At 71.0% G+C, this 24889-nt stretch carries 24 protein-coding genes and 1 pseudogene; 16 read left to right on the plus strand and 9 right to left on the minus strand.

Going from position 1 to position 24889, the window contains the following annotated elements; translation table 11 throughout:
* Positions 1-172 precede the first annotated feature (172 nt).
* The 4 genes from ACIBJG_RS00360 (at position 173) to ACIBJG_RS00375 (ending at position 5652) form a co-directional block, all read left to right on the plus strand.
* On the plus strand, positions 173-3079 hold the full coding sequence (locus ACIBJG_RS00360) for a GNAT family N-acetyltransferase (RefSeq protein ID WP_399302341.1): 2907 nt from the start codon (positions 173-175) through the stop codon (positions 3077-3079).
* 81 nt (positions 3080-3160) lie between these two features.
* Positions 3161-3757 carry a DUF5998 family protein gene (locus tag ACIBJG_RS00365; RefSeq protein WP_399302343.1) on the plus strand — a complete coding sequence of 199 codons (597 nt, stop codon included), beginning with the start codon at positions 3161-3163 and terminating at the stop codon, positions 3755-3757.
* Positions 3757-4944: an alkaline phosphatase family protein gene (locus ACIBJG_RS00370; protein ID WP_399302345.1), complete on the plus strand. Its 1188-nt coding sequence runs from the start codon at positions 3757-3759 to the stop codon at positions 4942-4944. Before ACIBJG_RS00365 ends, ACIBJG_RS00370 begins: the two co-directional genes overlap by 1 nt.
* A gap of 57 nt (positions 4945-5001) precedes the next feature.
* A complete protein-coding gene (locus tag ACIBJG_RS00375) occupies positions 5002-5652 on the plus strand; it encodes a thymidine kinase (RefSeq protein WP_399302347.1) in 651 nt (216 codons plus the stop codon).
* A gap of 64 nt (positions 5653-5716) precedes the next feature.
* On the opposite strand, the gene ACIBJG_RS00380 is transcribed toward ACIBJG_RS00375, so the two are convergent.
* From ACIBJG_RS00380 to sepH, 5 genes are all read right to left on the minus strand, one after another.
* Positions 5717-6145 (minus strand): NUDIX domain-containing protein, encoded by a 429-nt coding sequence (locus tag ACIBJG_RS00380; RefSeq protein ID WP_399302349.1) that lies wholly within the window; start codon positions 6143-6145, stop codon positions 5717-5719.
* 120 nt (positions 6146-6265) lie between these two features.
* Positions 6266-6601 carry a hypothetical protein gene (locus ACIBJG_RS00385; RefSeq protein ID WP_399302351.1) on the minus strand — a complete coding sequence of 112 codons (336 nt, stop codon included), beginning with the start codon at positions 6599-6601 and terminating at the stop codon, positions 6266-6268.
* A complete protein-coding gene (locus ACIBJG_RS00390; RefSeq protein ID WP_399302353.1) occupies positions 6598-7164 on the minus strand; it encodes an acetyl-CoA carboxylase biotin carboxylase subunit family protein in 567 nt (188 codons plus the stop codon). The genes ACIBJG_RS00385 and ACIBJG_RS00390 overlap by 4 nt, the downstream gene beginning before the upstream one ends.
* 248 nt (positions 7165-7412) lie before the next feature.
* Positions 7413-8189 (minus strand): VOC family protein, encoded by a 777-nt coding sequence (locus ACIBJG_RS00395; protein ID WP_399302355.1) that lies wholly within the window; start codon positions 8187-8189, stop codon positions 7413-7415.
* Between the two features lie 415 nt (positions 8190-8604).
* On the minus strand, positions 8605-9675 hold the full coding sequence (sepH, locus tag ACIBJG_RS00400; protein WP_399302357.1) for a septation protein SepH: 1071 nt from the start codon (positions 9673-9675) through the stop codon (positions 8605-8607).
* Positions 9676-10172: 497 nt separating this feature from the next.
* Between sepH and ACIBJG_RS00405 the strand changes: the two genes are divergently transcribed.
* A complete protein-coding gene (locus ACIBJG_RS00405; protein ID WP_399302359.1) occupies positions 10173-11252 on the plus strand; it encodes a hypothetical protein in 1080 nt (359 codons plus the stop codon).
* Between the two features lie 76 nt (positions 11253-11328).
* Here the strand turns inward: ACIBJG_RS00405 and ACIBJG_RS00410 are convergent, their stop codons facing one another.
* Positions 11329-12651 carry a D-arabinono-1,4-lactone oxidase gene (locus tag ACIBJG_RS00410; RefSeq protein WP_399302361.1) on the minus strand — a complete coding sequence of 441 codons (1323 nt, stop codon included), beginning with the start codon at positions 12649-12651 and terminating at the stop codon, positions 11329-11331.
* Positions 12608-13855, minus strand: coding sequence for an MFS transporter (locus tag ACIBJG_RS00415; RefSeq protein WP_399302363.1), 1248 nt, complete (start codon positions 13853-13855; stop codon positions 12608-12610). Before ACIBJG_RS00415 ends, ACIBJG_RS00410 begins: the two co-directional genes overlap by 44 nt.
* A 160-nt stretch (positions 13856-14015) precedes the next feature.
* Between ACIBJG_RS00415 and ACIBJG_RS00420 the strand changes: the two genes are divergently transcribed.
* Together ACIBJG_RS00420 and ACIBJG_RS00425 are read left to right on the plus strand one after the other, a co-directional pair.
* Positions 14016-15143, plus strand: coding sequence for a ferrochelatase (locus ACIBJG_RS00420; RefSeq protein ID WP_399303256.1), 1128 nt, complete (start codon positions 14016-14018; stop codon positions 15141-15143).
* A gap of 39 nt (positions 15144-15182) precedes the next feature.
* Positions 15183-16001: an inositol monophosphatase family protein gene (locus tag ACIBJG_RS00425; RefSeq protein WP_399302365.1), complete on the plus strand. Its 819-nt coding sequence runs from the start codon at positions 15183-15185 to the stop codon at positions 15999-16001.
* 116 nt (positions 16002-16117) lie between these two features.
* Here the strand turns inward: ACIBJG_RS00425 and ACIBJG_RS00430 are convergent, their stop codons facing one another.
* Positions 16118-16291, minus strand: coding sequence for a hypothetical protein (locus ACIBJG_RS00430; RefSeq protein WP_399302367.1), 174 nt, complete (start codon positions 16289-16291; stop codon positions 16118-16120).
* 432 nt (positions 16292-16723) lie between these two features.
* On the opposite strand from ACIBJG_RS00430, the gene ACIBJG_RS00435 reads away from it, so the two are divergent.
* The 4 genes from ACIBJG_RS00435 (at position 16724) to ACIBJG_RS00450 (ending at position 20324) form a co-directional block, all read left to right on the plus strand.
* Positions 16724-17377 carry a response regulator transcription factor gene (locus ACIBJG_RS00435; protein WP_399302369.1) on the plus strand — a complete coding sequence of 218 codons (654 nt, stop codon included), beginning with the start codon at positions 16724-16726 and terminating at the stop codon, positions 17375-17377.
* Positions 17378-17382: 5 nt separating this feature from the next.
* Entirely contained in the window at positions 17383-18615 is a 1233-nt protein-coding gene (locus tag ACIBJG_RS00440; protein ID WP_399302371.1) for a sensor histidine kinase, read from the plus strand.
* Positions 18616-19021: 406 nt separating this feature from the next.
* On the plus strand, positions 19022-19318 hold the full coding sequence (locus ACIBJG_RS00445) for a DUF4193 domain-containing protein (RefSeq protein WP_003965732.1): 297 nt from the start codon (positions 19022-19024) through the stop codon (positions 19316-19318).
* A 13-nt stretch (positions 19319-19331) separates the two neighbouring features.
* Complete coding sequence (locus ACIBJG_RS00450) at positions 19332-20324, plus strand: hypothetical protein (RefSeq protein WP_399302373.1); 993 nt, start codon at positions 19332-19334, stop codon at positions 20322-20324.
* A gap of 18 nt (positions 20325-20342) precedes the next feature.
* On the opposite strand, the gene ACIBJG_RS00455 is transcribed toward ACIBJG_RS00450, so the two are convergent.
* The gene (locus ACIBJG_RS00455) at positions 20343-20801 is read right to left on the minus strand and encodes a DUF3093 domain-containing protein (RefSeq protein WP_399302375.1); all 459 of its coding nucleotides are present in this window, start codon (positions 20799-20801) and stop codon (positions 20343-20345) included.
* 58 nt (positions 20802-20859) lie between these two features.
* Between ACIBJG_RS00455 and ACIBJG_RS00460 the strand changes: the two genes are divergently transcribed.
* The 5 genes and pseudogenes from ACIBJG_RS00460 (at position 20860) to kdpA (ending at position 24841) form a co-directional block, all read left to right on the plus strand.
* Positions 20860-21444, plus strand: a complete 585-nt coding sequence (locus tag ACIBJG_RS00460) for a PaaI family thioesterase (protein WP_326657385.1) — start codon at positions 20860-20862, stop codon at positions 21442-21444.
* Positions 21444-21990, plus strand: a pseudogene (gene dut, locus ACIBJG_RS00465) (dUTP diphosphatase). Before ACIBJG_RS00460 ends, dut begins: the two are co-directional and overlap by 1 nt.
* A 1-nt stretch (position 21991) precedes the next feature.
* Positions 21992-22756, plus strand: a complete 765-nt coding sequence (locus tag ACIBJG_RS00470; protein ID WP_399302377.1) for a DUF3710 domain-containing protein — start codon at positions 21992-21994, stop codon at positions 22754-22756.
* Between the two features lie 323 nt (positions 22757-23079).
* Positions 23080-23169 carry a K(+)-transporting ATPase subunit F gene (kdpF, locus tag ACIBJG_RS00475; protein WP_147971349.1) on the plus strand — a complete coding sequence of 30 codons (90 nt, stop codon included), beginning with the start codon at positions 23080-23082 and terminating at the stop codon, positions 23167-23169.
* A 7-nt stretch (positions 23170-23176) separates the two neighbouring features.
* A complete protein-coding gene (gene kdpA / locus ACIBJG_RS00480) occupies positions 23177-24841 on the plus strand; it encodes a potassium-transporting ATPase subunit KdpA (RefSeq protein WP_399302380.1) in 1665 nt (554 codons plus the stop codon).
* The last annotated feature ends 48 nt before the right edge of the window (positions 24842-24889 follow it).

The following is a 24889-nucleotide window of genomic DNA, read 5'->3' on the forward strand; positions in this document are numbered from 1 at the left end:
TTCTGCCCTTCACGAATCAATGGTTGTCTAGACCAGTCTCTCATGCAGTGCGCGGTGCTCCGGCCGACCCGCGGACCGCCTTTCCACCCGCGCCGCACCGTCGCCCGGCCACCCTCAGACTGCCCCGGCCCCGGCCCCCACGCGACCGCTGCCGGAGCCGTACGCTTTGCCCATGCAGCCCTCTCCGGAGCAGAGTCCGCATCACGCCTACCCCGATCACTGGGAGGCGGACGTGGTGCTCCGCGACGGTGGCACCGCGCGCATCAGGCCCATCACCACGGACGATGCCGACCGGCTGGTCAGCTTCTACGAGCAGGTCTCCGACGAGTCGAAGTACTACCGCTTCTTCGCTCCCTACCCCCGGCTCTCCGCCAAGGACGTCCACCGCTTCACCCATCACGACTACGTCGACCGGGTGGGACTGGCCGTCACGGTGGGCGGCGAGTTCATCGCCACCGTCCGCTTCGACCGGATCAACGCCCAGGGCAGGCCCGCGTCCGCGCCGGCCGACGAGGCGGAGGTCGCCTTCCTCGTCCAGGACGCGCATCAGGGCCGCGGCGTCGCCTCGACCCTGCTCGAACACATCGCGGCCGTCGCCCGCGAACGCGGCATCCGGCGGTTCGCCGCCGAGGTGCTGCCCGCCAACAACAAGATGATCAAGGTGTTCCGGGACGCCGGGTACACCCAGCAGCGCAGCTTCGAGGACGGCTCGGTCCACCTCACCCTGGACCTCGAACCGACCGCCGAGTCCCTCGCCGTCCAGCGCGCCCGCGAACAGCGCGCCGAGGCCCGGTCCGTGCAGCGGCTGCTCGCCCCGGGCTCCGTCGCCGTCATCGGCGCCGGCCGCACCCCCGGCGGTGTCGGCCGTACGGTCCTGCGCAACCTCCTGGGCGCCGGCTTCACCGGCCGCACCTACGCCGTGAACAGCGCGTTCGCCGCCGATCAGGCCACGATCGACGGCGTGCCCGCCCACCGCTCCCTCGGCGAGATCGGTGAACCGGTCGACCTCGCCGTCGTCGCCGTACCGGCCGACCGGGTGCCCGAGGCCGTCGCGGACTGCGGGGAACACGGTGTCCAGGGGCTCGTCGTCCTGTCCGCCGGCTACGCCGAGTGGGGGGCCGAGGGCCGCGAACGCCAGCGCGAACTGGTGCGCCAGGCCCGCTCGTACGGCATGCGGATCATCGGCCCGAACGCCTTCGGCATCATCAACAACTCCGAGGCGGTCCGGCTCAACGCCTCCCTCGCGCCCGAGCGGCCCGCCTCCGGGCGCATCGGCCTGTTCACCCAGTCCGGCGCGATCGGCATCGCCCTGCTCTCCGGGCTCTACCGGCGTGGCGCGGGCCTCTCCACCTTCATCTCGGCCGGCAACCGAGCCGACATCTCCGGCAACGACTTCCTCCAGTACTGGTACGAGGACCCGGACACCGACGTCGCCCTGCTGTACCTGGAGTCGCTCGGCAACCCCCGCAAGTTCACCCGCCTCGCCCGGCGGACCGCCGCCGTGAAGCCGGTCGTCGTGGTGAAGGGCGCCCGGCACAGCGGCTCCACGCCGCCCGGCCACGCGGTCCCCGTGAGCCGGATCCCGGACGCGACGGTCTCCGCGCTGATGCGGCAGGCGGGCGTGATCCGCGTCGACACGGTGACCGAGATGGTCGACGCGGGCCTGCTCCTCGCCGACCAGCCGCTCCCGGCCGGTGGGCGGGTCGCGATCCTCGGCAACTCGGAGTCCCTCGGGCTGCTCACGTACGACGCCTGCCTGGCGGAGAGGCTGCGCCCGCGCCCGCCCGTCGACCTCACCACGGCCGCCACCCCGCAGGACTTCCGGGACGCGCTGGCCGAGGCGCTGGCCGATGACGGTTGCGACGCGGTCGTCGTGACCGCGATCCCGTGGGTGGGCGAGAACGGCGAGGCGGAGACGGGCGACGGAGAGGTCCTGGCCACGGCCCTGCACGCGGCGGCCGCGACCGGTCCGGCCAAGCCGGTGGCCGTGGTCCATGTGGAGATCGGCGGCCTCGCGGAGGCGCTGGCCGCCGCGACCAGCACGGTGGCGCAGCAGCGTCCGGCAACGGCGTCGCCCGCCATCGGGGTACCGGGGCGCCCCGCGGGCCGTCCGGCCACCGCCCCGGCGGCCCCCGCCCCCGACAAGGCCGCTGACGGCGACAAGGCCGCTGACGACCCCGCCCCCGACGCCCCCCGTACCGTCGGACGGATCCCCGCCTATCCCGCCGCCGAACGTGCGGTCCGGGCGCTCGCCGAAGCCGTGCGGTACGCCCAGTGGCGACGCCAGGCCGCCGTACCCGGAAAGGTGCCCGAGTTCCTCGACGACACCATCGACGAACCGGCCGCGGCCGCCCTCATCGACACCCTGCTCGGCCGGGACCCCGATCCGCGCGGCAGGCCCCTGGAGCACGACGAGGCCCGTGAACTCCTGGCCTGCTACGGCATCACGGTCCGGCCCACCCTCCCGGCCCCCGGCCCGGAGGAAGCCGTGGCCGCGGCGGCGCGGCTCGGCTACCCGGTGGCGCTGAAGACGACCGCACCCCATCTGCGTCACCGGGCCGACCTCGGCGGAGTCCGCCTGGACCTCGACGGCGAGGCCGCGCTGCGCCGGGCGTACGGCGAACTGACCGAGCTGCTCGGCAAGCCCGCCGAGCTCCGGCCCGTCGTGCAGTCGATGGCCCCACGCGGCGTCGACACCGTCGTGCGGGCCACCATCGACCCGGCGGCCGGCGCCGTCCTCTCCTTCGGCCTGGCGGGCGCACCCTCGGAACTCCTCGGCGACACCGCGCATCGCCTGGTCCCCGCCACCGACCGCGACGCGGCCGAACTGATCCGGTCCATCCGGGCGGCTCCGGTCCTCTTCGGCTGGCGCGGCTCGGCGCCCGTGGACACCGCCGCGCTGGAGGAACTGCTGCTGCGGGTCTCGCGGCTGGTCGACGACCACCCCGAGGTGGTCTCCATCGCCCTGGAACCGGTCGTGGTCGCCACCCACGGCCTGACCGTCCTCGGAGCGAGCGTCCGGCTCTCGCCGCCCCCGGCCCGGACCGACCTCGGCCCCCGCCGGTTGTCGAACTACTGACCTGCGCCGCCTGCCGTCCCCGTCCTGCCGGGGGCGGCAGGACGTCCCCGGCAGCCATCAGCCCCCCGTAGGATGGTGCGTATGGCTAAGACCGGTACGACGACCCAGGGGCTGCGCGCGGCGATCGAGCGCAGTGGCTACTACCCGGCCCTCGTGGCCGAGGCGGTGGAGGCCGCCGTGGGCGGTGAGCCGGTCGCTTCGTACCTGGTGCACCAGGAGACGACCTTCGACTCCAACGAGGTGCGCAGGCACGTCACGGTGCTGGTGCTCACGGACACCCGCTTCGTCGTCAGCCACACCGACGAGCAGAACGCCGACACCAGCTCCCCGACGCCGTACGCGACCACCTCCACCGAGTCGGTCAAACTCGACCGGATCTCCTCGGTCGTGGTCAGCCGGGTCGTGGCCAACCCGGAGAAGTACGTCCCGGGCACGCTGCCCCGCGAGGTCGTCCTGACCATCGGCTGGGGCGCGGTCTCCCGGATCGACCTGGAGCCCGCCGCCTGCGGCGACCCCAACTGCGAGGCCGACCACGGCTACACCGGCAGCTCCACCGCCGACGACCTGAGCCTGCGGGTCAGCGAGGCCGGTGACGGCCCCGACACCGTGCGCCAGACCCTCGCGTTCGCCCAGGCACTGTCCGAGGCCACGGCCGCGACCGCGGCGGCCGGCCGCTGATGGCCCACCCGGCCTGGCAGGACCCCGTACTCCTGCCCGTCGATTCCGCCCCCGTGCCGGAGTACGGCAGCGGCTCGCTGGCCGATCTGCTCCCCACCCTCGTCGCGGGACAGGGCGTCCCCGGTTTCACCGCGGCGATCCCCGAGCTGACCCCCGCCGACCGCAACTGCGTCTTCCTGATCGACGGCCTCGGCTGGGAGCAGATCAAGGCACACCCGGACGAGGCGCCCTTCCTGTACTCCCTCCTGCCCACCTCACGCGGTGGCACGGGCCGCCCGGTCACCGCGGGTTTCCCGGCCACCACCGCGACCTCGCTGGCGTCGGTCGGCACCGGGCTCCCGCCGGGCGAGCACGGCCTGCCCGGCTACACGGCCCGCAATCCGGAGACCGGCGCGCTGATGAACCAGCTCCGCTGGAAGCCGTGGACCCCGCCGAAGGTCTGGCAGCCGTACCCGACCGTCTTCCAGCTGGCCGACGCCGCCGGAGTGCGTACCGCCCAGGTCTCCGCCCCCACCTTCGAGCAGACCCCGCTGACCAAGGTCGCGCTCAGCGGCGGCTCGTTCCTCGGCCGGCTCACCGGTGAGGAGCGCATGGACGTGGCCGCCCAGCGGCTGGCCGCCGGTGACCGGTCCCTCGTCTACACGTACTACAGCGAGGTCGACGGCAAGGGGCACCGCTTCGGCGTCGACTCCGACGCCTGGCGCGGTCAGCTGATGTACGTCGACGGACTGGCCCGGCGCCTGGCCGAGCAGCTCCCGCCGCGTTCGGCGCTGTACATCACCGCCGACCACGGCATGATCGACATCCCGTTCGACGAACAGTCCAGGATCGACTTCGACGAGGACTGGGAGCTGCGCGCCGGCGTCGCGCTGCTCGGCGGCGAGGGCCGCGCCCGCCATGTCTACGCCGTCCCGGGCGCCGAGGCCGATGTGCTGACCGTCTGGCGCGAGGTGCTCGGCGAACAGTTCTGGGTGGCGAGCCGTGACGAGGCCGTCGAGGCGGGCTGGTTCGGCCCGCGGGTCGACGACCGGGTGCGGGGCAGGATCGGCGACGTGGTCGCGGCCGCCCACGACGACGTGGTGATCACCGCGTCCGTCAACGAGCCGCACGAGTCCGCGATGGTGGGCATGCACGGCTCGATGACCCCCGTCGAGCAGCTGGTCCCGCTCCTCGAAGTGCGTACCTAGCCCCTGCCGCCCCGTTCCGCCCCCTCCCGGCCCATTCCGAAAGGTGCTCAACCCCTCATGCCCGAGCTTGTGTTCTTCTCCGGAACGATGGACTGCGGAAAGAGCACGCTGGCCCTCCAGATCGGACACAACCGTTCGGCGCGTGGGCTCCAAGGCGTGATCTTCACCCGCGACGACCGGGCGGGGGAGGGGAAGCTGTCCTCCCGGCTGGGCCTGGTGACGGAGGCGGTCGAGGCCTCCGAGGGCATGGACCTGTACGCGTACCTCGTCGGCCAGCTCTCCCAGGGCGGCAGGGTGGACTACGTGATCGTCGACGAGGCGCAGTTCCTCGCCCCGGAGCAGATCGACCAGTTGGCCCGCGTCGTGGACGACCTGGAGATGGACGTCTTCGCTTTCGGCATCACGACGGACTTCCGTACCCGGTTGTTCCCTGGTTCGCAGCGACTGATCGAGTTGGCGGACCGGATCGAGCAGCTGCAGGTCGAGGCTCTCTGCTGGTGTGGAGCCCGTGCCACGCACAACGCGCGGACCATAGAGGGCGAGATGGTCGTCGAGGGGGCGCAGGTCGTGGTCGGTGACGTGAACCGTGCGGTGGGCGAGGTCGGTTACGAGGTTCTCTGCCGTCGCCACCACCGGCGCCGAATGACTGCCGCGTCCGCTCGCGTGGGCGCGCTGTCCCCGGACGTCCTCCCCGTGTCATCCACCTGACCCCAACTCATCGCTCCGGCAACGAAGTGGATCCCCGTCCGGCTCGGCCGTGCAGCCGACCCGCCTACGATCGACCGATCATGTCAAGGCTGTCGATGGCCGCGGGGGACAGTACCGAGTCCGTGAGGTCGGCCAGCGGCATCCAGCGGACCTCGGCAGTTGATCCGTTGCTCTCGGTGACCTGCACCGTGCCGGGCTTGAGGTCGATGCGATAGAAAAGCCCCACGAGGTGCCAGTGCACACCGAGCCGATGGGCTGTGTAGCTGCGCGCATCGACCAGGTCGGAGTCGAGGACTTCGAGTCCGGTCTCCTCGTACAGTTCGCGCACCAGCGTTTCCTGCGGCTGCTCGCCGGGGTCGATCCCGCCGCCCGGGAGGTGCCACAGACCGGGGAGGAACACGGGTGAAGCCTCCGAGAGCCGGGTCAGCAGCAGTTGGTTCTCCATCGTGGCGATTCCGTACGCCGAAATGCGCGAGCGTGCCTGCTCTGCCATGGCCCAACTCCGAGGATGGTGCGGTGTGTCGGTGAACTTCCATTGCCGGAAGTCCTTCTGATCATGGGACTGTACGGGTCGGTGGCGGAGGAGCCTCGCGGCCCGTTGTGGGCAGCGTGCTCAACCGCGATACTCATCCTCGATGTCGGCGATCCGGCGCAGGAGGGTGGCGTCATCCGGGGCCCTGACCACGTAGGAGTCGAGGAAGTCCGTGGAGTGGCGCACACCGCCGTGGCCGTTACCGGCGCCGCCGTGGGTGAGGTGTTCCACGATGCCCGGTGCGGTGAATCGCTGCGGATCGATGGTGCGGTGTGTACCGCCGCCGGGATGGAAGGCGATGAACCCGCAGGTGCCGCCGTCCTGGGCAGCCGGGGCGGAACCCAACGAGATGTCGAGGCCGGCGTCAATCCTGATCTGTGTTTCGGTGATGTTGAAGCCGTACTGCCACTCGGTCACCGGTGGGATGATGCCGCCGGGGGGCGCCCGGCGACCTCGCAGAAGACGAGCCGGTCCTCGGGCGTGTGGAACAGTTCCAGGTGCGTGGTCCCGTCCCTGATGCCCAGCGCCGAGAGGACTGACTCGTTCAACTCGTTGATCCGCTTCGACAGCTCACCCTCGCTTACCAGGACCGTGCCGAAAATGCTGCCCGGCGCATAACTGGCGGGGTCGGCAAGGTACTTGCCGATGCTGGTGAACCTGATCTTCCCGTCCTGCGCGACTGAGTCGCAGTGGTAGATCCGGCCGGTTACGAGGTCCTCCAGCTCGTAGTGCCCGCCGGAGAGGTCGAGGCGAGCGACCACGCGACGGGCATCCTCCAGGGTGTCGACCATGTAGAGATCCTTGGCAGCCAGACCGCGCCGGCTCTTGATGACCTTGCGGCCGAGGCGCCAGTCGAGCCCTGCCAGGTCTTCCGGGGTGTCGAGTGCGATGAATTCCGGAACGGCCGCGGCGTCGGCAGCACGCACGGCCTCCTTCGTCTTCAGTTTGTCGCGGAAGAGCTCAGCGGTCTCGAACGGCATGCCAGGCAGACCGAACCTCGAACGCATCTCGGCCGCCAGCAGTACCGCCCGTTCATGCCACAGGAGCGTTCCGCACCGAGGGTTTCCGTAGCAGCTCGACTCTGACCGTGCCGTAGTCCGCCGGCCGAAGCGAGAGGACGCCGCCGAGGGGCGCCACCGCATGGTCGGCGCGGCCTGTCCGGCCCGCCGGTCTGCTGGTTACCGCCAGGGCGCCCGGGGTGCGTACCCCGGGCCGGTGAACGTACGGCTCAGCGCCCCGCCGACCGCACGATCGTGAACGCCGCGCCCTCCGGGTCCGCGACCGTGGCCACCCTGCCACTGGACCCTTCCCTGGGCGGCTGGAGGATGTGCCCGCCGAGCTCCACCACGCGCTGCGCGGCCGCGTCCGTGTCGTCCACCTCGAAGTACGTCATCCAGTGCGGGCCCCGGTCGCGTGGCAGAGCGTGGCCGACGCCGTGCAGCGAGGCCACCGGACGGCCGTCGAGGTGGAGGGTCTGGTAGTCGAAGTCGGCCGAGACGACCGCTTCGCTCTCGTAGCCGAAGACCGCCTGGTAGAACTTGGCGACCGTTGATGTCTCCCGGGTCACCAGCTCGTTCCACACCGGGGTTCCCGGAGCTCCCGCCAGCGCGCTGCCCACGTGCGCGGCCGCCTGCCAGATCCCGAACACGGCCCCGCCCGGATCGGAGGCGATGGCCATCCGGCCCGCCTCCCCTGCGTCGAGCGGTCCGACACCGACCGTGCCGCCGCAGGCGCGAATCGTCTCCGCGGTGAGGTCGGCGTCGTCGGTGGCCAGATAGGTCGTCCAGGCGATCGGGAGGTGCCGGTCGGGCGGCAGTTGGCCGATGCCGGCGACCTCCTTCCCGTCGATCAGCGCCCGGACGTAGGGGCCGAGCTGTTCGGGCCCGGGCCCGAATTCCCAGCCGAACAGTTCGGCGTAGAAGTTCTGGGTGGTGTGCAGGCCATGCACGATCAGGCTCACCCAGCAAGGTGTTCCGGGTGTACGCCGAGCGGCAGCCTCGGTCATCGTCACACTCTCCTCGGACCATCGTGGTGGCCGTACGGGGGAACGGGGCCGGCGCGCCGTTGTGCGGTACGGGATGTGTACGCCCCGTGCAGATGCTTGCACCACCAGGCGCGTGAAGCGTCCCGGCCGCGCCGCATTTTCCGTGATCTCGACAGAGGATGTCCGGTTTGTGATGATACGTCCGTCTCGGCGTTGTTACGGGTGTGCCGGCCCCTGCGCGCGGATGGCGCGCACGAAGCCCATCATCACCGCATCCGAACGCGCGAGCGAGTCGGCGGGGCTCGTCACAGGTCCCGATCCGCAGGAGGAGGCCGACGGGCCGGCGCGGGGGCCGTCGCTTCCGCCGGGACAGCGCGCGAGGGCCCGTACGCGGCTGCGTACGGGCCCTCGTCATGCTGCTGTCACCCGGACTCTCTCAGTCCTGCTTCTTGCGGCGGGTGCCGAAGACGATCTCGTCCCAGCTCGGCACCGCGGCGCGGCGGCCGGGCCGGACTCCGTCCGCCTCGGCCTGCCGGTCCGTCGTCCCGGTGAGCCGGTCGCGGTGACCGGCTACCGCGCGCGGCATCAGGACGTCCGCGTAGGCGGAACCCGCGCCCGCCGAGGCCGCGGGGGCGGGCGGCTCCTCCGCCTCCGGCTCGTGGACGGCGGGTTCGAGCGCCGGGGGCTCGGGCGGTGCGGGCCGTTCCGGTACGACCATGTCGCCGCGGAAGCTCGGTACCGCTTCCAGCAGGCTGGTGAGCGAATCCCGCTCGCTCGCGGTGACCCCGCCGATGCGCTCCTCCGGCTCCGGCGGCGGAGGCGGCGCGGGGCGCTCCATCTGCCGGTCGAGGGCGCGGTCCAGCGGCCGGTCGCGCGGCAGCCGTGCGATCCGGGGGACGAACGGGAAACTGGGCTCGGGCGCGGCGACGTCGTCGGTCTCGCCGATCAGCGAGCGTGCCTCGTCGTCGACGGCCTGGACCAGCCGGCGCGGCGGGTCGTAGGTCCAGCTCGCCGAGTGCGGCTCGCCGGCGACCCGGTACACCAGGAGGACCTCCCAGGTGCCGTCGTCGCGGCGCCACGAGTCCCACTGGACGGTTTCCTTGTCGGCGCCGCGCAGCAGGAGGCGCTCCTGCACCGCCTCGCCGAGTTGTGGGCCGGTGCCGGTGTTCTCGCCGGGACGGCGCACGGGAGTCTTCCGGGCCCGCTCGGCCATGAAGGCGCGCTCCGCGAGCACAGGGCCCTCAAAGCGGCGGACACGGTCGACCGGAATCCCGGCGAACTGAGCGACCTCCTCCGCGGAGGCACCGGCTCGTATCCGGGCCTGGATGTCGCGGGGGCGGAGGTGGCTCTCCACCTCGATCTCGATCTGGCCGAGCCGCGCGCGGTCGTTGCGCACGGCGGCTCGCAGCCGCTCGTCGATCGGAAGCGTGTACTCCGTGCTGTCCGCAGCCTTGAGCACCAGTCGTGTGCCGTCGTTGGAGACGGCCACGACACGCAGTTCGGGCATGGGGACCTCCCGGGTGGTGCCTGCCGACGTCACGTGCGTCGCTGCTTCCGCTAGTCGAGTGTGGCCTGCCCGGGTGCAGCCTGCCACAACATTGCCGTGTTGCCCGGCGTGTCGGGCGTGAGCCCTTGATCGCCGGTATGACACGGTGACCTCTTGTGCAACGCAAAGTAACCGATGGTCACTCAGCGTAGCTGGCCCCCGTGCGATGCCGCGGCGCCGCCGGATCGAGTGCCTCCTTCGGCCCCCTCCCGAAGGTTCCGGACTTCCGTGCGGGAGTCCGGCCCCAGGGCTCGCCACAGTACTCCATTCGGGCCATGGGGGTGGACCGCCGCGCCGCCGAACTTCTCGTGAAGCACGGGAGTTGAGGTACCCGGTTGGAGGCGGGATGACCGCAATGCGTGTCCTGCTTCACAGAATCACCGCAAGCGGAACTATCCGCTTCGCTCAAATGTCCCTTGTTGTTGCATGGTGGGAGAGATGTCAACCAAGGGCTGGAAATGGTGCAGAAGCCGGAAAGTGACAGAGAACCCAGAGAAAGGCGGATAGATCTGAGCCTGCCCCAGGTGGCGGGCAGTGCGGTGGCGGCGGTCGCGGCGGCGGTGGCGGCCTCCCAACTGGGCGTGTACGGGACGATTCTCGGCGCCGGAGTGATGAGCATCGTGGCCACCTGCGGCGGCTCGGTCTTCCAGCACTTCTTCCGCCGCACGGGGGAGCAGATCCGCGAGGTGACGGTCCAGGTGAAGCACCCGGGCCGTGAGGTGACGGTCCACACGCGTCAGACGCGTGACGGCGGGGACCCGGACGCGGCGTGGGAGAGCGCCGGGACGCGGGTGGCCCTGCGCGAGGCCGCCGGATCCGCCGACGCCACCGCGATGCTGCGACCGCTGGACGCCACGACCGTCCTGCGGCCGGTGGACGCCACGACCGTGCTGCGGCCGGTGGACGCCACGACCGTGCTGCGCAAGGTGACCGCCGACCCGGACCGTACGCAGCTGATCCGGTCCGTCGCCGGAACCCGCCCGGTCGCGGCCGTCCCCGCGGCGCCGTCGCCGCAGGACGACGAGTTCACGGAGGCGACCACACACGGAACCCGGGTCCGCGGCTGGAGGCGCTCGGCCCTCGGGGCGGCCGTGGTGTTCGTCGTGTCGATGATCGGGATCACCACGTTCGAACTGGTCTCCGGCAACGACCTGAGCGGCGGTCAGGGGACCACCGTCGGCTCCGTCGTGCGCGGCGACCGGAGCTCGGGTGGTTCCTCCGACCCGGCGCCGTCCAGCGGCACCGGTCAGGACGAGAACGCCACGGAGCCGGGCCGGGACAACGGCACGGCGCCCGGCGCGGACCCGCAGGACGGGCAGAGCACGAGCCCGGATCCGGACCGGGGCGGCGCCTCCACGGCCGACCCGACGCCCACCCCCACCCCGACGGAGTCCGCCGGGAACGGCACGGCTCCCTCGGCCGAGCCCACTCCGGCGGCCACGGGCGACGGCAACAGCGCCGCCCCCGCCCCGACGGACACCGGCAGCGCCCCGGCACAGGAGGGCGGCGCACCGGCCGGCCCCGACACCGGGGAGTGAGCGGTCCGGGCGGCACCTCTCGCCGGACGCCGTCGGCCTCCGCCCACGACCGGGCGGGGGCCGACAGCGTCCGGCGTCAGTCGCCCAGGACCCGGCGCAGGTAGTCGTTGGCGAACAGCCGGTCCGGGTCGAGCCGGTCCCGTACGGCGGTGAACTCGCCGAAACGCGGATACACCCCGGCGAGGTACGCGGCGTCACGGGTGTTGACCTTGCCCCAGTGCGGGCGTCCGCCGTGCGCGGTCATGATCCGTTCGACCGCCGTGAAGTACGCCTGGTAGGGCGTGCCCCGGTACAGATGGACGGCGATGTACGCGGTCTCCCGGCCCGAGGCCGTGGAGAGCGCGATGTCGTCCGCGGGGGCGGTGCGCACCTCTACCGGGAAGCTGATCCGCAGCGGCGAGCGGTCCACCATCGCCTTGACCTCGCGCAGCGCCTGGACGGCGGCCTCGCGCGGCAGGGCGTACTCCATCTCCACGAACCGCACCCTGCGCGGGCTGGTGAAGACCTTGTACGGGATGTCGGTGTACGTACGTGCCGACAGGGCCCGGCTGGAGAGCTTGGCGATCGAGGGGATCGTGGCGGGAACCGCCCGGCCGAGGGAGCAGGCGACCTGGAAGACGCCGTTGGAGAGGAGCTCGTCCTCGATCCAGCCGCTCACCTTCCCGGGCGGGGCCGCGGGGCCCGCGCTCCGGTTGTTGCGCTTGGTGTTGCAGTTTCCCGTGTGCGGGAACCAGTAGAACTCGAAGTGTTCGTTCTCGGTCACCAGCTGATCGAAGTCCGCCGTGACCGTGTCGAAGGTCATCGGCTCCTCACGGGCCGTCAGCAGGAAGACCGGCTCCACGGCGAAGGTGAGGGCCGTGATGACGCCCAGCGCGCCGAGCCCGATCCGGGCGACGGCGAAGATCTCGGGGTTCTCGGTCTCCGAACAGGTCAGCACCGTGCCGTCGGCGGTGACCAGTTCCAGGGCGCGGATCTGCGCGGATATGGACGCCGAGTCGCGGCCGGTGCCGTGGGTGCCGGTCGAGGTGGCCCCGGCGACCGTCTGCTCCATGATGTCGCCCATGTTGGTGAGCGAGAGCCCCTCGCGGGCCAGCGCGGTGTTGAGCCGCTTCAGCGGGGTGCCGGCCTCGACGGTCACCGTCATCGCCGCGCGGTCGAGGTCACGGATCCCGGTGAGCAGATCGGGGCGGATCAGCAGCCCGTCGGTGGCGGCGGTCGCGGTGAACGAATGGCCGGTGCCGACCGGCTTCACCTTAAGACCGTCCTCGGACGCCCTTCGGAGCGCCTCGGCGAGTTCGTCCACGGAGGCGGGGGACACGGCCCGTACCGGGCGGGCGGTGACGTTCCCCGCCCAGTTACGCCACGCGCTCGTCGTCGTCCGTGCGTAGGTGTCGGTCATCTTCCCCGCGCCCTTCCGTAGGAACCGGCCCTGTGAGCCGGCGGTACCCCAGGATCGCCACCGCGGCCGCGAGCGCTCCCGCCACGGCGGGCACCGCGTACCCCGCCTTCGCCCCGGACGCGTCGACCACCCAGCCGGCGGCCGAGGAGCCGAGCGCCACGCCTACGGCGAGCCCGGTGCTGGTCCAGGTCATGCCCTCGGTCAGTCTGGTGCGCGGTACGTGCTGTTCGACGAGGGCCATGGTCGTGACCATCGTCGGTGCGACGGAGAGACCCGCGACAAAGAGCGCCACGGCCAGGAACGGCAGGTTCCCGGCCAGTTGGAGGGGGATCATACTCACGGCCATCGCACACACTCCCACCAGCCACCGGGTGGACGGCCGGCCCTTGAGATGCAGCAGGCCGAACAGGGCCCCGGCCAGACAGGACCCCATCGCGTAGACCGCCAGCACCAGGCTCGCCGCGGCCTTGTGGCCCTGCTCCTCGGCGAAGGCCACGGTCACCACGTCGACCGCCCCGAAGATCGCCCCGGTCGCCACGAAGGTGACCACGAGCACCTGCAGCCCGCGCGAGCCCAGCGCGGAGCCGGTGGTGTGCCGGGCATGCGGATGCGGCACCGGTTCGGTGGCCCGCTGGGCGGTCAGCCAGAACACTCCGACCAGCAGGAACCCGGCGGCGAGCAGCGGACCGGCCTCCGGGAACCAGGCGGTGGAAAGGCCGATGGAGATGATCGGGCCGAAAATGAAGCAGACCTCGTCGACGATCGACTCCCACGCGTACGCGGTGTGCAACTGCCGCGCCGAGCCGCGGTAGATCTCCGCCCAGCGCGCCCGGACCATCGACCCGACGCTGGGCACACACCCCGCACCCGCCGCGAAGACGAACAGGGTCCAGTCCGGCAGCCGCTGCTGCGCGCAGACCAGCAGCCCGGCCACGGCCGCCAGCGCGACGAGTGTCACCGGACGCAGCACCCGGCGCTGTCCGTACCGGTCGACCAGCCTGGACACCTGCGGCCCGACCACCGCGGCCGACATCGCGAGCGTCGCGGAGAGCGCGCCGGCCAGCCCGTACCGGCCGGTGAGCTGGGAAACCATGGTCACCACGCCGATGCCCATCATGGACAACGGCATCCGGCCGAAGAAGCCGGCCGAGGAGAACCCCTTGGCACCGGGGGCGGCGAAGATCGCGCGGTAGGGACTGGGCAAGAGGGGCTCCGCTACGGCGTGATCACACGCGATGTCAGGGGTGAACGTGGCCGATACAGCTTACGGGCGGGCCGCCGCACCGGACAGCGCCATACCCGGCGGCACCACGGGGCGGATGTCGGTGGGAGTGGGGCCGCGGGCGGGTGGCAGGATCGACGGCATGTCCGATCTGCGCGATCCCGCTCCCTACGACGCCCTGCTGCTGCTCTCCTTCGGAGGCCCCGAAGGCCCGGACGAAGTGGTTCCGTTCCTGGCGAACGTGACCCGCGGCCGGGGAATCCCCGAGGAGCGGCTGAAGGAAGTCGGCAAGCACTACTTCCTCTTCGGCGGCGTCAGCCCGATCAACGCCCAGAACCGGGCGCTGCTCGACGCCCTGCGCAAGGACTTCGCGGAGCAAGGACTCGATCTGCCGGTCTACTGGGGCAACCGCAACTGGGCGCCCTACCTGACCGACACCCTGCGCGAGATGGCCCGGGCGGGGCACCGCCGCATCGCCGTCCTGGCGACCAGCGCCTACGCCTCGTACTCCGGCTGTCGGCAGTACCGCGAGAACCTCGCCGAGTCGCTGGCCGTCCTGGAGGCCGAAGGGCTGTCGGTGCCGCGCGTCGACAAGCTGCGCCACTACTTCAACCACCCCGGCTTCGTCGAGCCGATGGTGGACGGCGTCCTCGCCTCACTGGCCGAGCTGCCGCAGGAGGCGCGGGCCGGCGCGCACCTCGCCTTCACCACCCACTCCATCCCCACCGCGGCCGCGGACACCTCCGGCCCGGTGGAGGCACACGGCGACGGCGGCGCGTACGTCGCCGAGCACCTGGACGTGGCCCGCCTGATCGTGGCGGCCGTGGCGGCACGGACCGGCGTCGAGTACCCCTGGCAGCTCGTCTACCAGTCGCGCAGCGGCGCCCCGCACATCCCGTGGCTGGAGCCCGACATCTGCGACCACCTGGAGTCGCTGCACGGTGACGGCGTCCCCGCCGTGGTGATGGCACCCATCGGGTTCGTCTCGGACCACATGGAGGTCCTGTACGACCTCGACACCGAGGCCACGGCGAAGGCGGCGGAGCTCGGGCTCACGGTGCGCCGGTCGGCGACGGTCGGTGCCGATCCGCGGTTCGCGGCGGCCGTACGCGACCTGGTGCTGGAGCGCGCCGCCACCGAACAGGGCCTCGGCCGGGAGCGGTGCGCGCTCGGGACGCTCGGGCCGAGCCACGACCTCTGCCCGGTCGGCTGCTGCCCGGCCCGGGCGCTCAAGCCGGCCGCCGCGGGCGCCGACAGCCCGTACGCGTAGAGCGATTCGACCCTTACCCCTCACACCCCTGGGAGCGCCGTGACCGACCCCCTGCTGCCCGAACTGCTCGACCTCGCCCTGGACGTCGCCCGCCGCGCCGGTGCGCTGCTGCGCGACGGCCGCCCCGCCGACCTGGGAGTGGCGGCGACCAAGTCCAGCCCGGTGGACGTCGTCACCGAGATGGACATCGCCGCCGAGAAGCTGATCACCGGCTTCCTGTCCGAGCGCCGCCCGGACGACGGCTTCCTCGGCGAGGAGGGTGCCAGCTCCGAGGGGAGCAGCGGTATCCGCTGGGTGATCGACCCGCTCGACGGCACCGTGAACTATCTCTACGGCCTGCCCACGTGGGCCGTCTCCGTCGCCGCGGAACGCGACGGCGAGCGGATCGTGGGCGTGGTGGAGGCCCCGATGCGCCGAGAGACCTACCACGCGGTCCTCGGCGGCGGTGCGTACGCAAAGGGCGGGGCCTACGGGGAAGGCGCCCGGCTGCGCCACCGGCCGGCCCCGCCGCTCGACCATGCGCTCGTGTCGACCGGCTTCAACTACGTCGCCGACGTCCGCGCGCACCAGGCGGACGTGGCGCGCGTCCTCGTCCCGCGGCTGCGGGACATCCGCCGCGGCGGTTCCGCGGCGATCGATCTCTGCGACGTCGCCGCCGGCCGCCTCGACGGCTACTACGAGCGCGGCCTCCACCCGTGGGACCTCGCGGCCGGTGACCTCATCGCCCGGGAGGCGGGCGCGCTGACCGGCGGCCGCCCCGGACTGCCCGCCGACGGCGGACTGACGGTGGCCGCGGCCCCCGGAGTCTTCGAGCCGCTCCAGGCCATGCTGGAGGAACTGGGAGCCTGGCACGACTGACCCCACCCCCGGCCCGCCCGGGCCTGCGAGAGGCGCTGAGCGGGCCGTGGGCGTCACCGGAACCGAAAAGGCCCCGCGGATGCGGATGCGGCATCGCGGGGCCCTCTCGTGACGGCTCAGACGCTTGTGGCGCCGATGTGAACACCGTGCTCGGCAGCGAGACGGTGCAGGTCGTCCAGCTCGCCCTGCTCGACATCCACAAGGAAGTCGTCGCCCGTCTCGCGGGCCTTCGTGAGGTCGGACTCGGTGGTCTGGATGCGTTGCAGCAGACCAGCGGTGAAAGCGTCCATGAAGCGCCCCCTCATCGTGGGTCGGTGGCACGGGGGTGTGCCCGGGTTTCCCTCCGCCGAAGCGGTAGGGCGGGTGATCACGCACTCTCCGGGGGACGGAGGGGCCTGTGGCACGCCACATACGAGACGTGATCGCGGGTGTGAATTCGTCCTCCCCGGCCGAACCCTCAGAGAAACCTCAACTGGCCCGGGAATCCTCCGAATTCCCGGAAGCCGCAGGTCGGGCAGCACCGTCTTACCGCCGGTTTATACGCGTAACGGGCAGGATGGAGCCGCACAGGCCGTGCCGAGACGCGGTCCGGATCATGGATCACGGGTCCGTCCGGACGCTCCGCCGGTCTGCTGAGAGCGTTGTGCAGTCCCGCTTGAAGTAGTTCTGCTGTGAAGTTCCGCTGTGAAGTTCTGCTGTGAAGTTCTAAGGAAGGAAGCGCCGTGCGCGTACTCGTCGTGGAGGACGAGCAGCTGCTCGCCGATGCGGTGGCCACCGGATTGCGCCGTGAGGCCATGGCCGTCGATGTCGTGTACGACGGTGCCGCGGCCCTGGAGCGCATCGAGGTCAACGACTACGACGTCGTGGTCCTCGACCGGGACCTCCCCCTGGTGCACGGCGACGACGTCTGCCGCCGGATCGTCGAGCTGGGCATGCCCACCCGGGTGCTCATGCTCACGGCGTCGGGGGACGTCAGCGACCGCGTGGAGGGACTGGAGCTCGGTGCGGACGACTATCTGCCCAAGCCCTTCGCCTTCAGTGAGCTGACCGCCCGGGTCCGGGCCCTCGGCCGCCGTACGACGGTGGCCCTGCCGCCCGTCCTGGAGCGCGCGGGAATCAAGCTCGACCCGAACCGCCGCGAGGTCTTCCGCAACGATCAGGAGGTACAGCTCGCTCCCAAGGAGTTCGCGGTGCTGGAGGTCCTGATGCGCAGCGAGGGCGCCGTCGTCTCGGCCGAGCAGCTCCTGGAGAAGGCCTGGGACGAGAACACCGATCCGTTCACCAACGTCGTCCGGGTCACCGTCATGACCCTGCGGCGCAAGCTCGGCGAGCCGCCGGTGATCGTCACGGTGCCCGGCTCCGGCTACCGGATCTGACGCCCGTGCCCACCGTCCCGCCGCCCGCGGCGGCGCCCCCCAAGCCCACCTGGGAGCCCAAGCAGCAGGAGCCCCCGTACCCGTGGCTGCGCCCGACCATCCGGATACGGCTCACGCTGCTGTACGGCGGCATGTTCCTGATCGCGGGCATCCTGCTGCTGTCGATCATCTACATGCTGGCCGCCCAGGCCCTGCATGTGGGCAGCGAGCTGCCGTTCAAGATCGCCAACGGGCAGGTGACCAGCGAGGTCTGCAATCTGCCCGACAAGGCGACCCCGGACGACTTCAACGCCGCCATGAACGCCTGCGTCAACCACCAGCGCCAGCAGGCTCTCGACACGCTCCTCAACCGGTCGCTGCTGGCCCTCGTGGGCCTGAGCGTCATCGCCTTCGCCTTCGGCTACGCCATGGCGGGGCGGGTGCTCTCGCCGCTGGGCCGGATCACCCGCATCGCCCGCAGGGTGGCCGGAACCGACCTGTCCCGCCGCATCGAGCTGGACGGGCCGGACGACGAGCTCAAGGAGCTCGCCGACACCTTCGACGACATGCTGGAGCGGCTGGAGCGGGCGTTCACCGCACAGCAGCGGTTCGTGGGGAACGCGTCGCACGAGCTGCGCACCCCCCTGGCCATCAACCGCACGCTGCTGGAGGTCCACCTCTCCGATCCCCAGGCACCCCCGGAGCTCCAGCAGCTGGGCAAGACCCTGCTGGCCACCAACGAACGCAGTGAGCAGCTGGTGGAGGGCCTGCTGCTGCTCGCCCGCAGCGACAACCAGATCGTCGAGCGCAAGCCCGTGGACCTGGCCGAGGTGGCTTCCCGCGCGCTGGACCAGGCGCGGGGTGAAGCGGAGGCGAAGGGCGTGGAGATGCGCAGCGAGCTGGCCCCGGCCGTCGTCCAGGGCAACGGCGTCCTGCTGGAGCGGATCGCGCTCAACCTCGTACAGAACGCGGTGCGCTACAACGTCCCTGCGGACGGCTGGGTGGAGGTCAGCACCGAGCTGATGCCGGGGCAGGCCCTGATGGTCGTCACGAACACCGGACCCGTGGTGCCGGCCTACGAGATCGACAACCTCTTCGAGCCCTTCAGGCGGCTGCGTACGGAGCGAACGGGCAGCGACAAGGGAGTGGGCCTCGGCCTGTCGATCGCACGCTCCGTCGCGCGTGCTCACGGAGGCCGTATCATCGCGGAGCCCCGCGAGGGCGGTGGTCTTGTGATGCGCGTCTCACTGCCCGTCTGAGAGGCCGGGCGGGGCGAGATGCACACAGATTATTTTTGTTCGCTTTGAGCGGAATTTTCGGGACTCGGTCCCGGAGGGGCCGTGTGCGATCGATCACAGGAGCGATTTTCCGTCCATCCACGCTCCGTGATCAGGGATCCCTCCGGAAATCCGGCAAAAGTCGGGTTTTCGGGGGCCGATATCACGGGAAGTACACGGGGTGGTGCTGGCAAACAGCACCGCTGGGACCGTGTACGGTCCCCATCGCCACCCAAGCCGATCACTCTCGAGCGGTCCTTTTGGGTGTCGATTGAGTAACAGACCTTGATGTGAGGCAAAATCTCCGCCTCGGGTCGGGCACAAGTCCGGCCTCTCACGCGTTACGTGCGCTGAGACACCGCAGACACCCAGAGGGGGAGAGCGACAAATGGCAACGGATTACGACACCCCACGCAAGACCGACGACGACGTCGATCAGGACAGCCTTGAAGAGCTCAAGGCTCGCCGGAGCGACAAGACGGCGTCCGCCGTCGACGTCGACGAATTCGACGCGGCCGAAGGACTGGAGCTGCCCGGCGCAGACCTGTCCAACGAAGAACTGGCCGTAAGGGTCCTGCCCAAGCAGGCCGACGAGTTCACCTGCATGAGCTGCTTCCTCGTGCACCACCGCAGTCAGCTGGCCCGCGAGAAGAACGGCCAGCCGATCTGCCGCGACTGCGACTGAGGTCCGGTCGGCCGTGGCAGGGGACACACCGTTCCGGAAGCGGCGCCGCCGGCGCAAGGACGGGCCGGAGGTGCAACAGGGCGGTACAGGCCCGGCAGAGGGCGTAACAGCGCCTGCCGAGCGGTCCGCCCTGCCACCCACGCCGGGCGAACAGGACGACGAGCGAGGCCGGCCGGCCTCGCTCGAAGCAGTCGAAGCAGCTGTCGCGGCCATCGAGGCGGCTGCGGAAGTCGGCACGGCCGACAGGGCCGGACAGGCCGACAGGACGGAGCCCGTGACCGGGGCAGGCCGTCTGAAGTCAGTGAAACGGGGCGTACGCAAGGGCGGGGAGAGCGCCAAGGCGGCGATCGGTCATATCGCCGACCTGATCATCGATACCGCTCCCCGCGTCCCTGTGCGCGACCTCACCACCCTGCGCAGGCAGTTCCCGGGCCTGGGGCCCGATGAGATCGCCGACCGGCTCATCGCCGGTGCGAGCAGGGGTACCGCGACCGTCGGCGCCGGAATCGGCGCGGCGGCCATGATGCCCGTTCCGCCCGCCATGCTCGCCGAGCTGGCCGCGGAGATCACCGGTGTGGCCGCGATCGAGATGAAGCTCGTCGCCGAGCTGCACGAGGTCTACGGGCTGCGCCCGCCGGGCAACGTCGCCCAGCGCTCCACCGCCTACCTCGCGTCCTGGACGGAGGAGCGCGGTATCGACGTCGCCCACCCCACGACGGTCAACACGGCGCTCGGCGGCCAGATGAAGCGCGAGCTGCGCCAGCAGATCATGAAGCGCACCGTGCGCGATCTGCCCAACCTCGTCCCGTTCATGATCGGCGCCGCCGTCGGCGCGATGATGAACCGGCGCGACACCAGAAAACTCGCCGAACGGGTCAGGAAGGACCTGCGCGAGCGGCAGGTCTCCTGGGACCGCCTGACGGAGCTGCCGCCGCTGGAACGGCCCGAGCGCCCGTACAAGGCCCTGCCCGAGAGCCCGGAGAGCCCGGACGATTCGAAGGACTAGGTCCGGGCCCCCTCCCGATCAGGCCGGGTCCGCCGCCTTCAGGGCCGCCGCCAGCGCCTGCGGCTCGCGGGTCGACAGATAGACGTACGGAGTCGGGTCCTCGGGATCCGTGACCTCCACGCGCAACGCCGTGGGGATGTAGCTGCGCAGCAGCATGAAGGCCCGGGTGTCCGCCTTGTGCGAGCGCCAGGCGCGCGCCTCCTCGGCGTCCAGCACCTCGGCCTCGCCGAGGGCCGACACGGGGATCCGCGCGTCGCCCGCGACGAGGGCACCGGCCACCACCCGGATCCGGGCGGAGCCGTACGAACTGACCGCGACCGCCGACAGGGCGGTGCCGCCCGCGAGTCCGGCGAGCAGCGGCAGGGTGCCCAGCGGGAGGAGCATCAGCGCGCAGGCGATGCCGACCAGGGCGGCGATCAGCCACCACGAACGGGGTGCGGTGAGACGTTCGTCGAACGGCGGGGTGGAAGGCTGCATGAACCCAAGCTTGGCACGGCGCGACCTGCGGGTACCCGCGCGGGTAAGGTCTGCGGCTGTGAGTGGAACATCTGCGGCTCTGAAGCCCCCCGCCGACGCGGTGAAACCGGTCCGGCATCCCGACGCCCCGGCACCCGGCGAGCTGCTCGGCGCGCACTACGAACACTGTTTCGGCTGCGGTGACGGACAGCCGCACGGACTGCACCTCCAGGCGCGGGCCGGCGAGGGCGTCGGCGTCACCGCCGAGTTCACCGTGCAGGCCGCCCACCAGGGGGCCCCGGGCCTCGCCCACGGCGGAGTCCTGGCCACCGCGCTGGACGAGACGCTCGGCTCGCTGAACTGGCTGCTGCGCGTGATCGCGGTGACCGGACGGCTGGAGACCGACTTCGTCCGCCCCGTACCGGTGGACACCGTGCTGTTCCTGGACGCCGAGATCACCGCCGTGCACGGCCGGAAGATCTACTCCCGGGCGACCGGCCGGATCGGCGGCCCGGACGGGCCCGTCGCGGTCCGCGCCGAGGCCCTGTTCATCGAGGTCAAGGTCGATCACTTCATCGACAACGGCCGCCCGGCCGAGATCCGGGCGGCGATGGCCGACCCCGACCAGGTCAAGCGGGCCCGCGCCTTCGAGGTGAACCCCTGATGCGCCACCCTGTGGACGTCCTGATCCGCCGGGTCGACCCGGACGTGCCGATCCCGTCGTACGGGCACCCCGGCGACGCCGGGGCCGACCTGGTCACCACCGAGGCCGCCGAGCTGGCGCCCGGCGAGCGGGCCGTACTCCCCACCGGGGTTTCGATCGCCCTGCCGGACGGGTACGCCGCGTTCGTGCACCCCCGATCCGGCCTCGCCGCACGCTGCGGAGTCGCTCTGGTGAATGCCCCGGGGACGGTGGATGCCGGGTACCGTGGAGAGATCAAGGTGATCGTCATCAATCTCGACCCGCGCGAGTCCGTGCGGTTCGAGCGGTTCGACCGGATTGCCCAACTGGTCGTGCAGCAGGTCGAGAAGGTGCGCTTCCACGAAGTGTCGGAGCTTCCCGGTTCGGCGCGGGCCGAAGGGGGCTTCGGGTCCACCGGCGGTCATGCCGCCGTTGATGTTGATGGCTGATGTTGATGGCGTCCGGGGCGGGGTTCCCCAGGGCGGGAACAGCTACGCTTCGGTCGAATCCGACCGGGAAGGAAAGTGACGTGTTCGGACGTCGCAAGAACAGTGGTTCCGCCGATGACACGGCGGACGAAGCGCGCGAGGCCGAGCAGGTCGTCGACGAGCTCGATGACGCCGAGAGCGGATCGCGCCGGACGAACCTTCCGCCCGCGCCGCGGCCGGACGGCCCGTGGGACATCGACGAGGTCTCCCAGCCCGGCGAGGGCCGGGTCGACCTGGGCGGCATCTTCGTGCCCGGTGTCGAGGGCATGGAGCTGCGCGTAGAGGTCGCCGGTGACGCGATTGTCGCCGCCACCGTCGTGCTGCGCGACAGCGCGATCCAGTTGCAGGCCTTCGCCGCCCCCAAGAAGGAGGGCATCTGGGGCGAGGTCCGCGAGGAGATCGCCTCCGGCATCACCCAGCAGGGCGGCATCATCGACGAGGTCGAGGGCCCGCTGGGCTGGGAGCTGCGCGCGCAGGTCCCCGTACAGCTCCCCGACGGGGCGAACGGCGTGCAGATGGTGCGGTTCGTCGGCATCGACGGTCCGCGCTGGTTCCTGCGCGGAGTGATCTCCGGCCAGGGCGCCGTGCAGCCGGAGGCCGCCGGTCTCCTGGAGACGGTCTTCCGGGACACCGTGGTCGTCCGCGGCGACGGCCCGATGGCCCCGCGCGACCCGATCGTCCTGAAGCTCCCCAACGACGCCCAGATGGTTCCCGAGGGCGTTCAGCAGGAGGAGCAGGAGGGCTCGAAGTTCTCCGGTGGCATGGCAGGCCTCCAGCGCGGCCCCGAGATCACCGAGGTGCGCTGACCCGCACCCCGTAAGCAACGGCCGGTGGCCCGTACCCCTTTCGCAGGGGTGCGGGCCACCGGCTTCTTGGCGTCCGGGGGCGGCGCGGCGCATCGGCCGTATGGGGCGCGTATCGGGCACGTACAGGCGCCGTCAAGGCCGGGCCCGTCCCCGTAAGGAAGGCATCAACGCAGGTCACAGGGGCGCCGACGGGCGGTTTGCTCATGAGGTCCGAGAAATCCGCACCTCATCCAGGAGCATCCGATGGCCGACCTGGCCTTCGTCGTCACCACGATCGCGGTCTTCGCGCTGGTGGCACTCATTGCCAAGGGGGTGGCGAAGCTGTGACTGCCGAAAACGTCGCCGGCCTCGTCGTGGCCGTAGCCCTGCTGGGCTATCTCGTCCTCGCCCTTCTGTACCCGGAGAGGTTCTGAGCCCGATATGAGCCCCGTCCTCGCAGGCGTGCTCCAGGTACTCGCGCTCGTCGTGGCGCTCGGTCTGGCGTACCGCCCGCTCGGTGACCACATGGCCCGCGTCTACACCTCGCCCCGCCATCTGCGGGCCGAGAAGTGGATCTACAAGGCCATCGGCGCGAACCCCGACACGCAGATGCGCTGGCCCGCCTATCTGCGCGGTGTTCTCGCCTTCTCCGCCGTGAGCGTCCTCTTCCTGTATCTGCTGCAGCGGCTCCAGGGCTCCCTGCCCGGCTCGCTCGGCTTCGTCTCGATCGACCCCGACCAGGCGTTCAACACGGCGGCCTCGTTCGTCGCGAACACCAACTGGCAGTCGTACTACGGCGAGCAGGCCATGGGCCACGTCGTGCAGACCGGCGGCCTCGCGGTGCAGAACTTTCTCTCGGCCGCCGTCGGCATCGCCGTCGCGGTGGCACTCGTACGTGGCTTCGCTGCCACCCGCAGCGGTGAACTCGGCAACTTCTGGGCCGACCTGGTCCGCGGCACCGTGCGGATCCTGCTGCCGATCTCGGTGATCGGCGCCCTCGTGCTGGTGGCGACGGGAGCGATCCAGAACTTCTCCGGCATCCACGAGGTCGGCCAGTTCACGGGCGGCGCGCAGCAGTGGAACGGCGGCGCAGTCGCCTCCCAGGAGGTCATCAAGGAGCTGGGTACGAACGGTGGCGGCTACTTCAACGCCAACGCGGCCCACCCCTTCGAGAACCCCAACGGGCTCTCCAACCTCTTCGAGATCTTCCTCATCCTCGTCATCCCGTTCGCCCTGACGCGCACCTTCGGCCGCATGGTCGGCTCGCTCAAGCAGGGGTACGCGATCCTCGCCACCATGGGCGTCATCTGGCTCGGCTTCACCGCGCTGATGATGTGGACCGAATTCGCCCACCACGGGCCCGCGTTCGACATCGCGGGCGGGGCTATGGAGGGCAAGGAGAACCGGTTCGGCGTCGGCGGCTCGTCCATCTTCGCGGTGGCCACCACCCTCACCTCGACCGGTGCCGTGAACTCGTTCCACTCCTCGTTCACCGGCCTCGGCGGCGGCATCACGATGCTCGGCATGCAGCTCGGCGAGATCGCTCCCGGCGGCACCGGCTCCGGCCTCTACGGGATGCTGATCATGGCGATCATCGCGGTGTTCATCGCCGGTCTGATGGTCGGCCGCACGCCGGAGTACCTGGGCAAGAAGATCGGTACCCGCGAGATCAAGCTCGCCGCCTGCTACATCCTCGTCACCCCGGCCCTGGTGCTCTGCTTCACCGCCGTAGCGATGGCCCTGCCCACGCCGGGCAACTCGATGACCAACTCGGGTGCGCACGGCTTCTCGGAGATCCTGTACGCCTACACCTCGGGCGCCAACAACAACGGTTCGGCGTTCGCCGGGCTCAACGCGGACACCCAGTGGTTCAACACCACGATCGGACTCGCGATGCTGCTGGGCCGGTTCCTGCCCATGGTGTTCGTCCTGGCCCTGGCCGGCTCGCTCGCCGAGCAGCGGCCCGTATCGGCGACCGTCGGCACCCTCGGCACCCACAAACCGCCCTTCAGCGGACTGCTGGTCGCCACCATCATGATCATCGCCGGTCTGACCTACTTCCCGGCCCTCGCCCTGGGGCCGCTGGCCGAGGGGCTGGCGTCATGACCATCCGTACGAAGCAAACCGCCCGTACGAAGCAAACCATCGGTACGA

The sequence above is a fragment of the Streptomyces sp. NPDC050422 genome, from assembly GCF_044458665.1.
GTDB lineage: Bacteria > Actinomycetota > Actinomycetes > Streptomycetales > Streptomycetaceae > Streptomyces.

Coding starts and splice junctions, on each gene's coding strand:
- ACIBJG_RS00370 (WP_399302345.1), top strand. CDS start 3,757: ATGGCCCACCCGGCCTGGCAGGACCCCGTACTCCTGCCCGTCGATTCC.
- ACIBJG_RS00380 (WP_399302349.1), bottom strand. CDS start 6,145: ATGGCAGAGCAGGCACGCTCGCGCATTTCGGCGTACGGAATCGCCACG.
- ACIBJG_RS00455 (WP_399302375.1), bottom strand. CDS start 20,801: ATGCAGCCTTCCACCCCGCCGTTCGACGAACGTCTCACCGCACCCCGT.
- ACIBJG_RS00365 (WP_399302343.1), top strand. CDS start 3,161: ATGGCTAAGACCGGTACGACGACCCAGGGGCTGCGCGCGGCGATCGAG.
- ACIBJG_RS00395 (WP_399302355.1), bottom strand. CDS start 8,189: ATGACCGAGGCTGCCGCTCGGCGTACACCCGGAACACCTTGCTGGGTG.
- ACIBJG_RS00360 (WP_399302341.1), top strand. CDS start 173: ATGCAGCCCTCTCCGGAGCAGAGTCCGCATCACGCCTACCCCGATCAC.
- ACIBJG_RS00445 (WP_003965732.1), top strand. CDS start 19,022: ATGGCAACGGATTACGACACCCCACGCAAGACCGACGACGACGTCGAT.
- ACIBJG_RS00420 (WP_399303256.1), top strand. CDS start 14,016: ATGTCCGATCTGCGCGATCCCGCTCCCTACGACGCCCTGCTGCTGCTC.
- ACIBJG_RS00410 (WP_399302361.1), bottom strand. CDS start 12,651: ATGACCGACACCTACGCACGGACGACGACGAGCGCGTGGCGTAACTGG.
- ACIBJG_RS00390 (WP_399302353.1), bottom strand. CDS start 7,164: ATGCCGTTCGAGACCGCTGAGCTCTTCCGCGACAAACTGAAGACGAAG.
- ACIBJG_RS00405 (WP_399302359.1), top strand. CDS start 10,173: ATGGTGCAGAAGCCGGAAAGTGACAGAGAACCCAGAGAAAGGCGGATA.
- ACIBJG_RS00430 (WP_399302367.1), bottom strand. CDS start 16,291: ATGGACGCTTTCACCGCTGGTCTGCTGCAACGCATCCAGACCACCGAG.
- sepH (WP_399302357.1), bottom strand. CDS start 9,675: ATGCCCGAACTGCGTGTCGTGGCCGTCTCCAACGACGGCACACGACTG.
- ACIBJG_RS00375 (WP_399302347.1), top strand. CDS start 5,002: ATGCCCGAGCTTGTGTTCTTCTCCGGAACGATGGACTGCGGAAAGAGC.
- kdpA (WP_399302380.1), top strand. CDS start 23,177: ATGAGCCCCGTCCTCGCAGGCGTGCTCCAGGTACTCGCGCTCGTCGTG.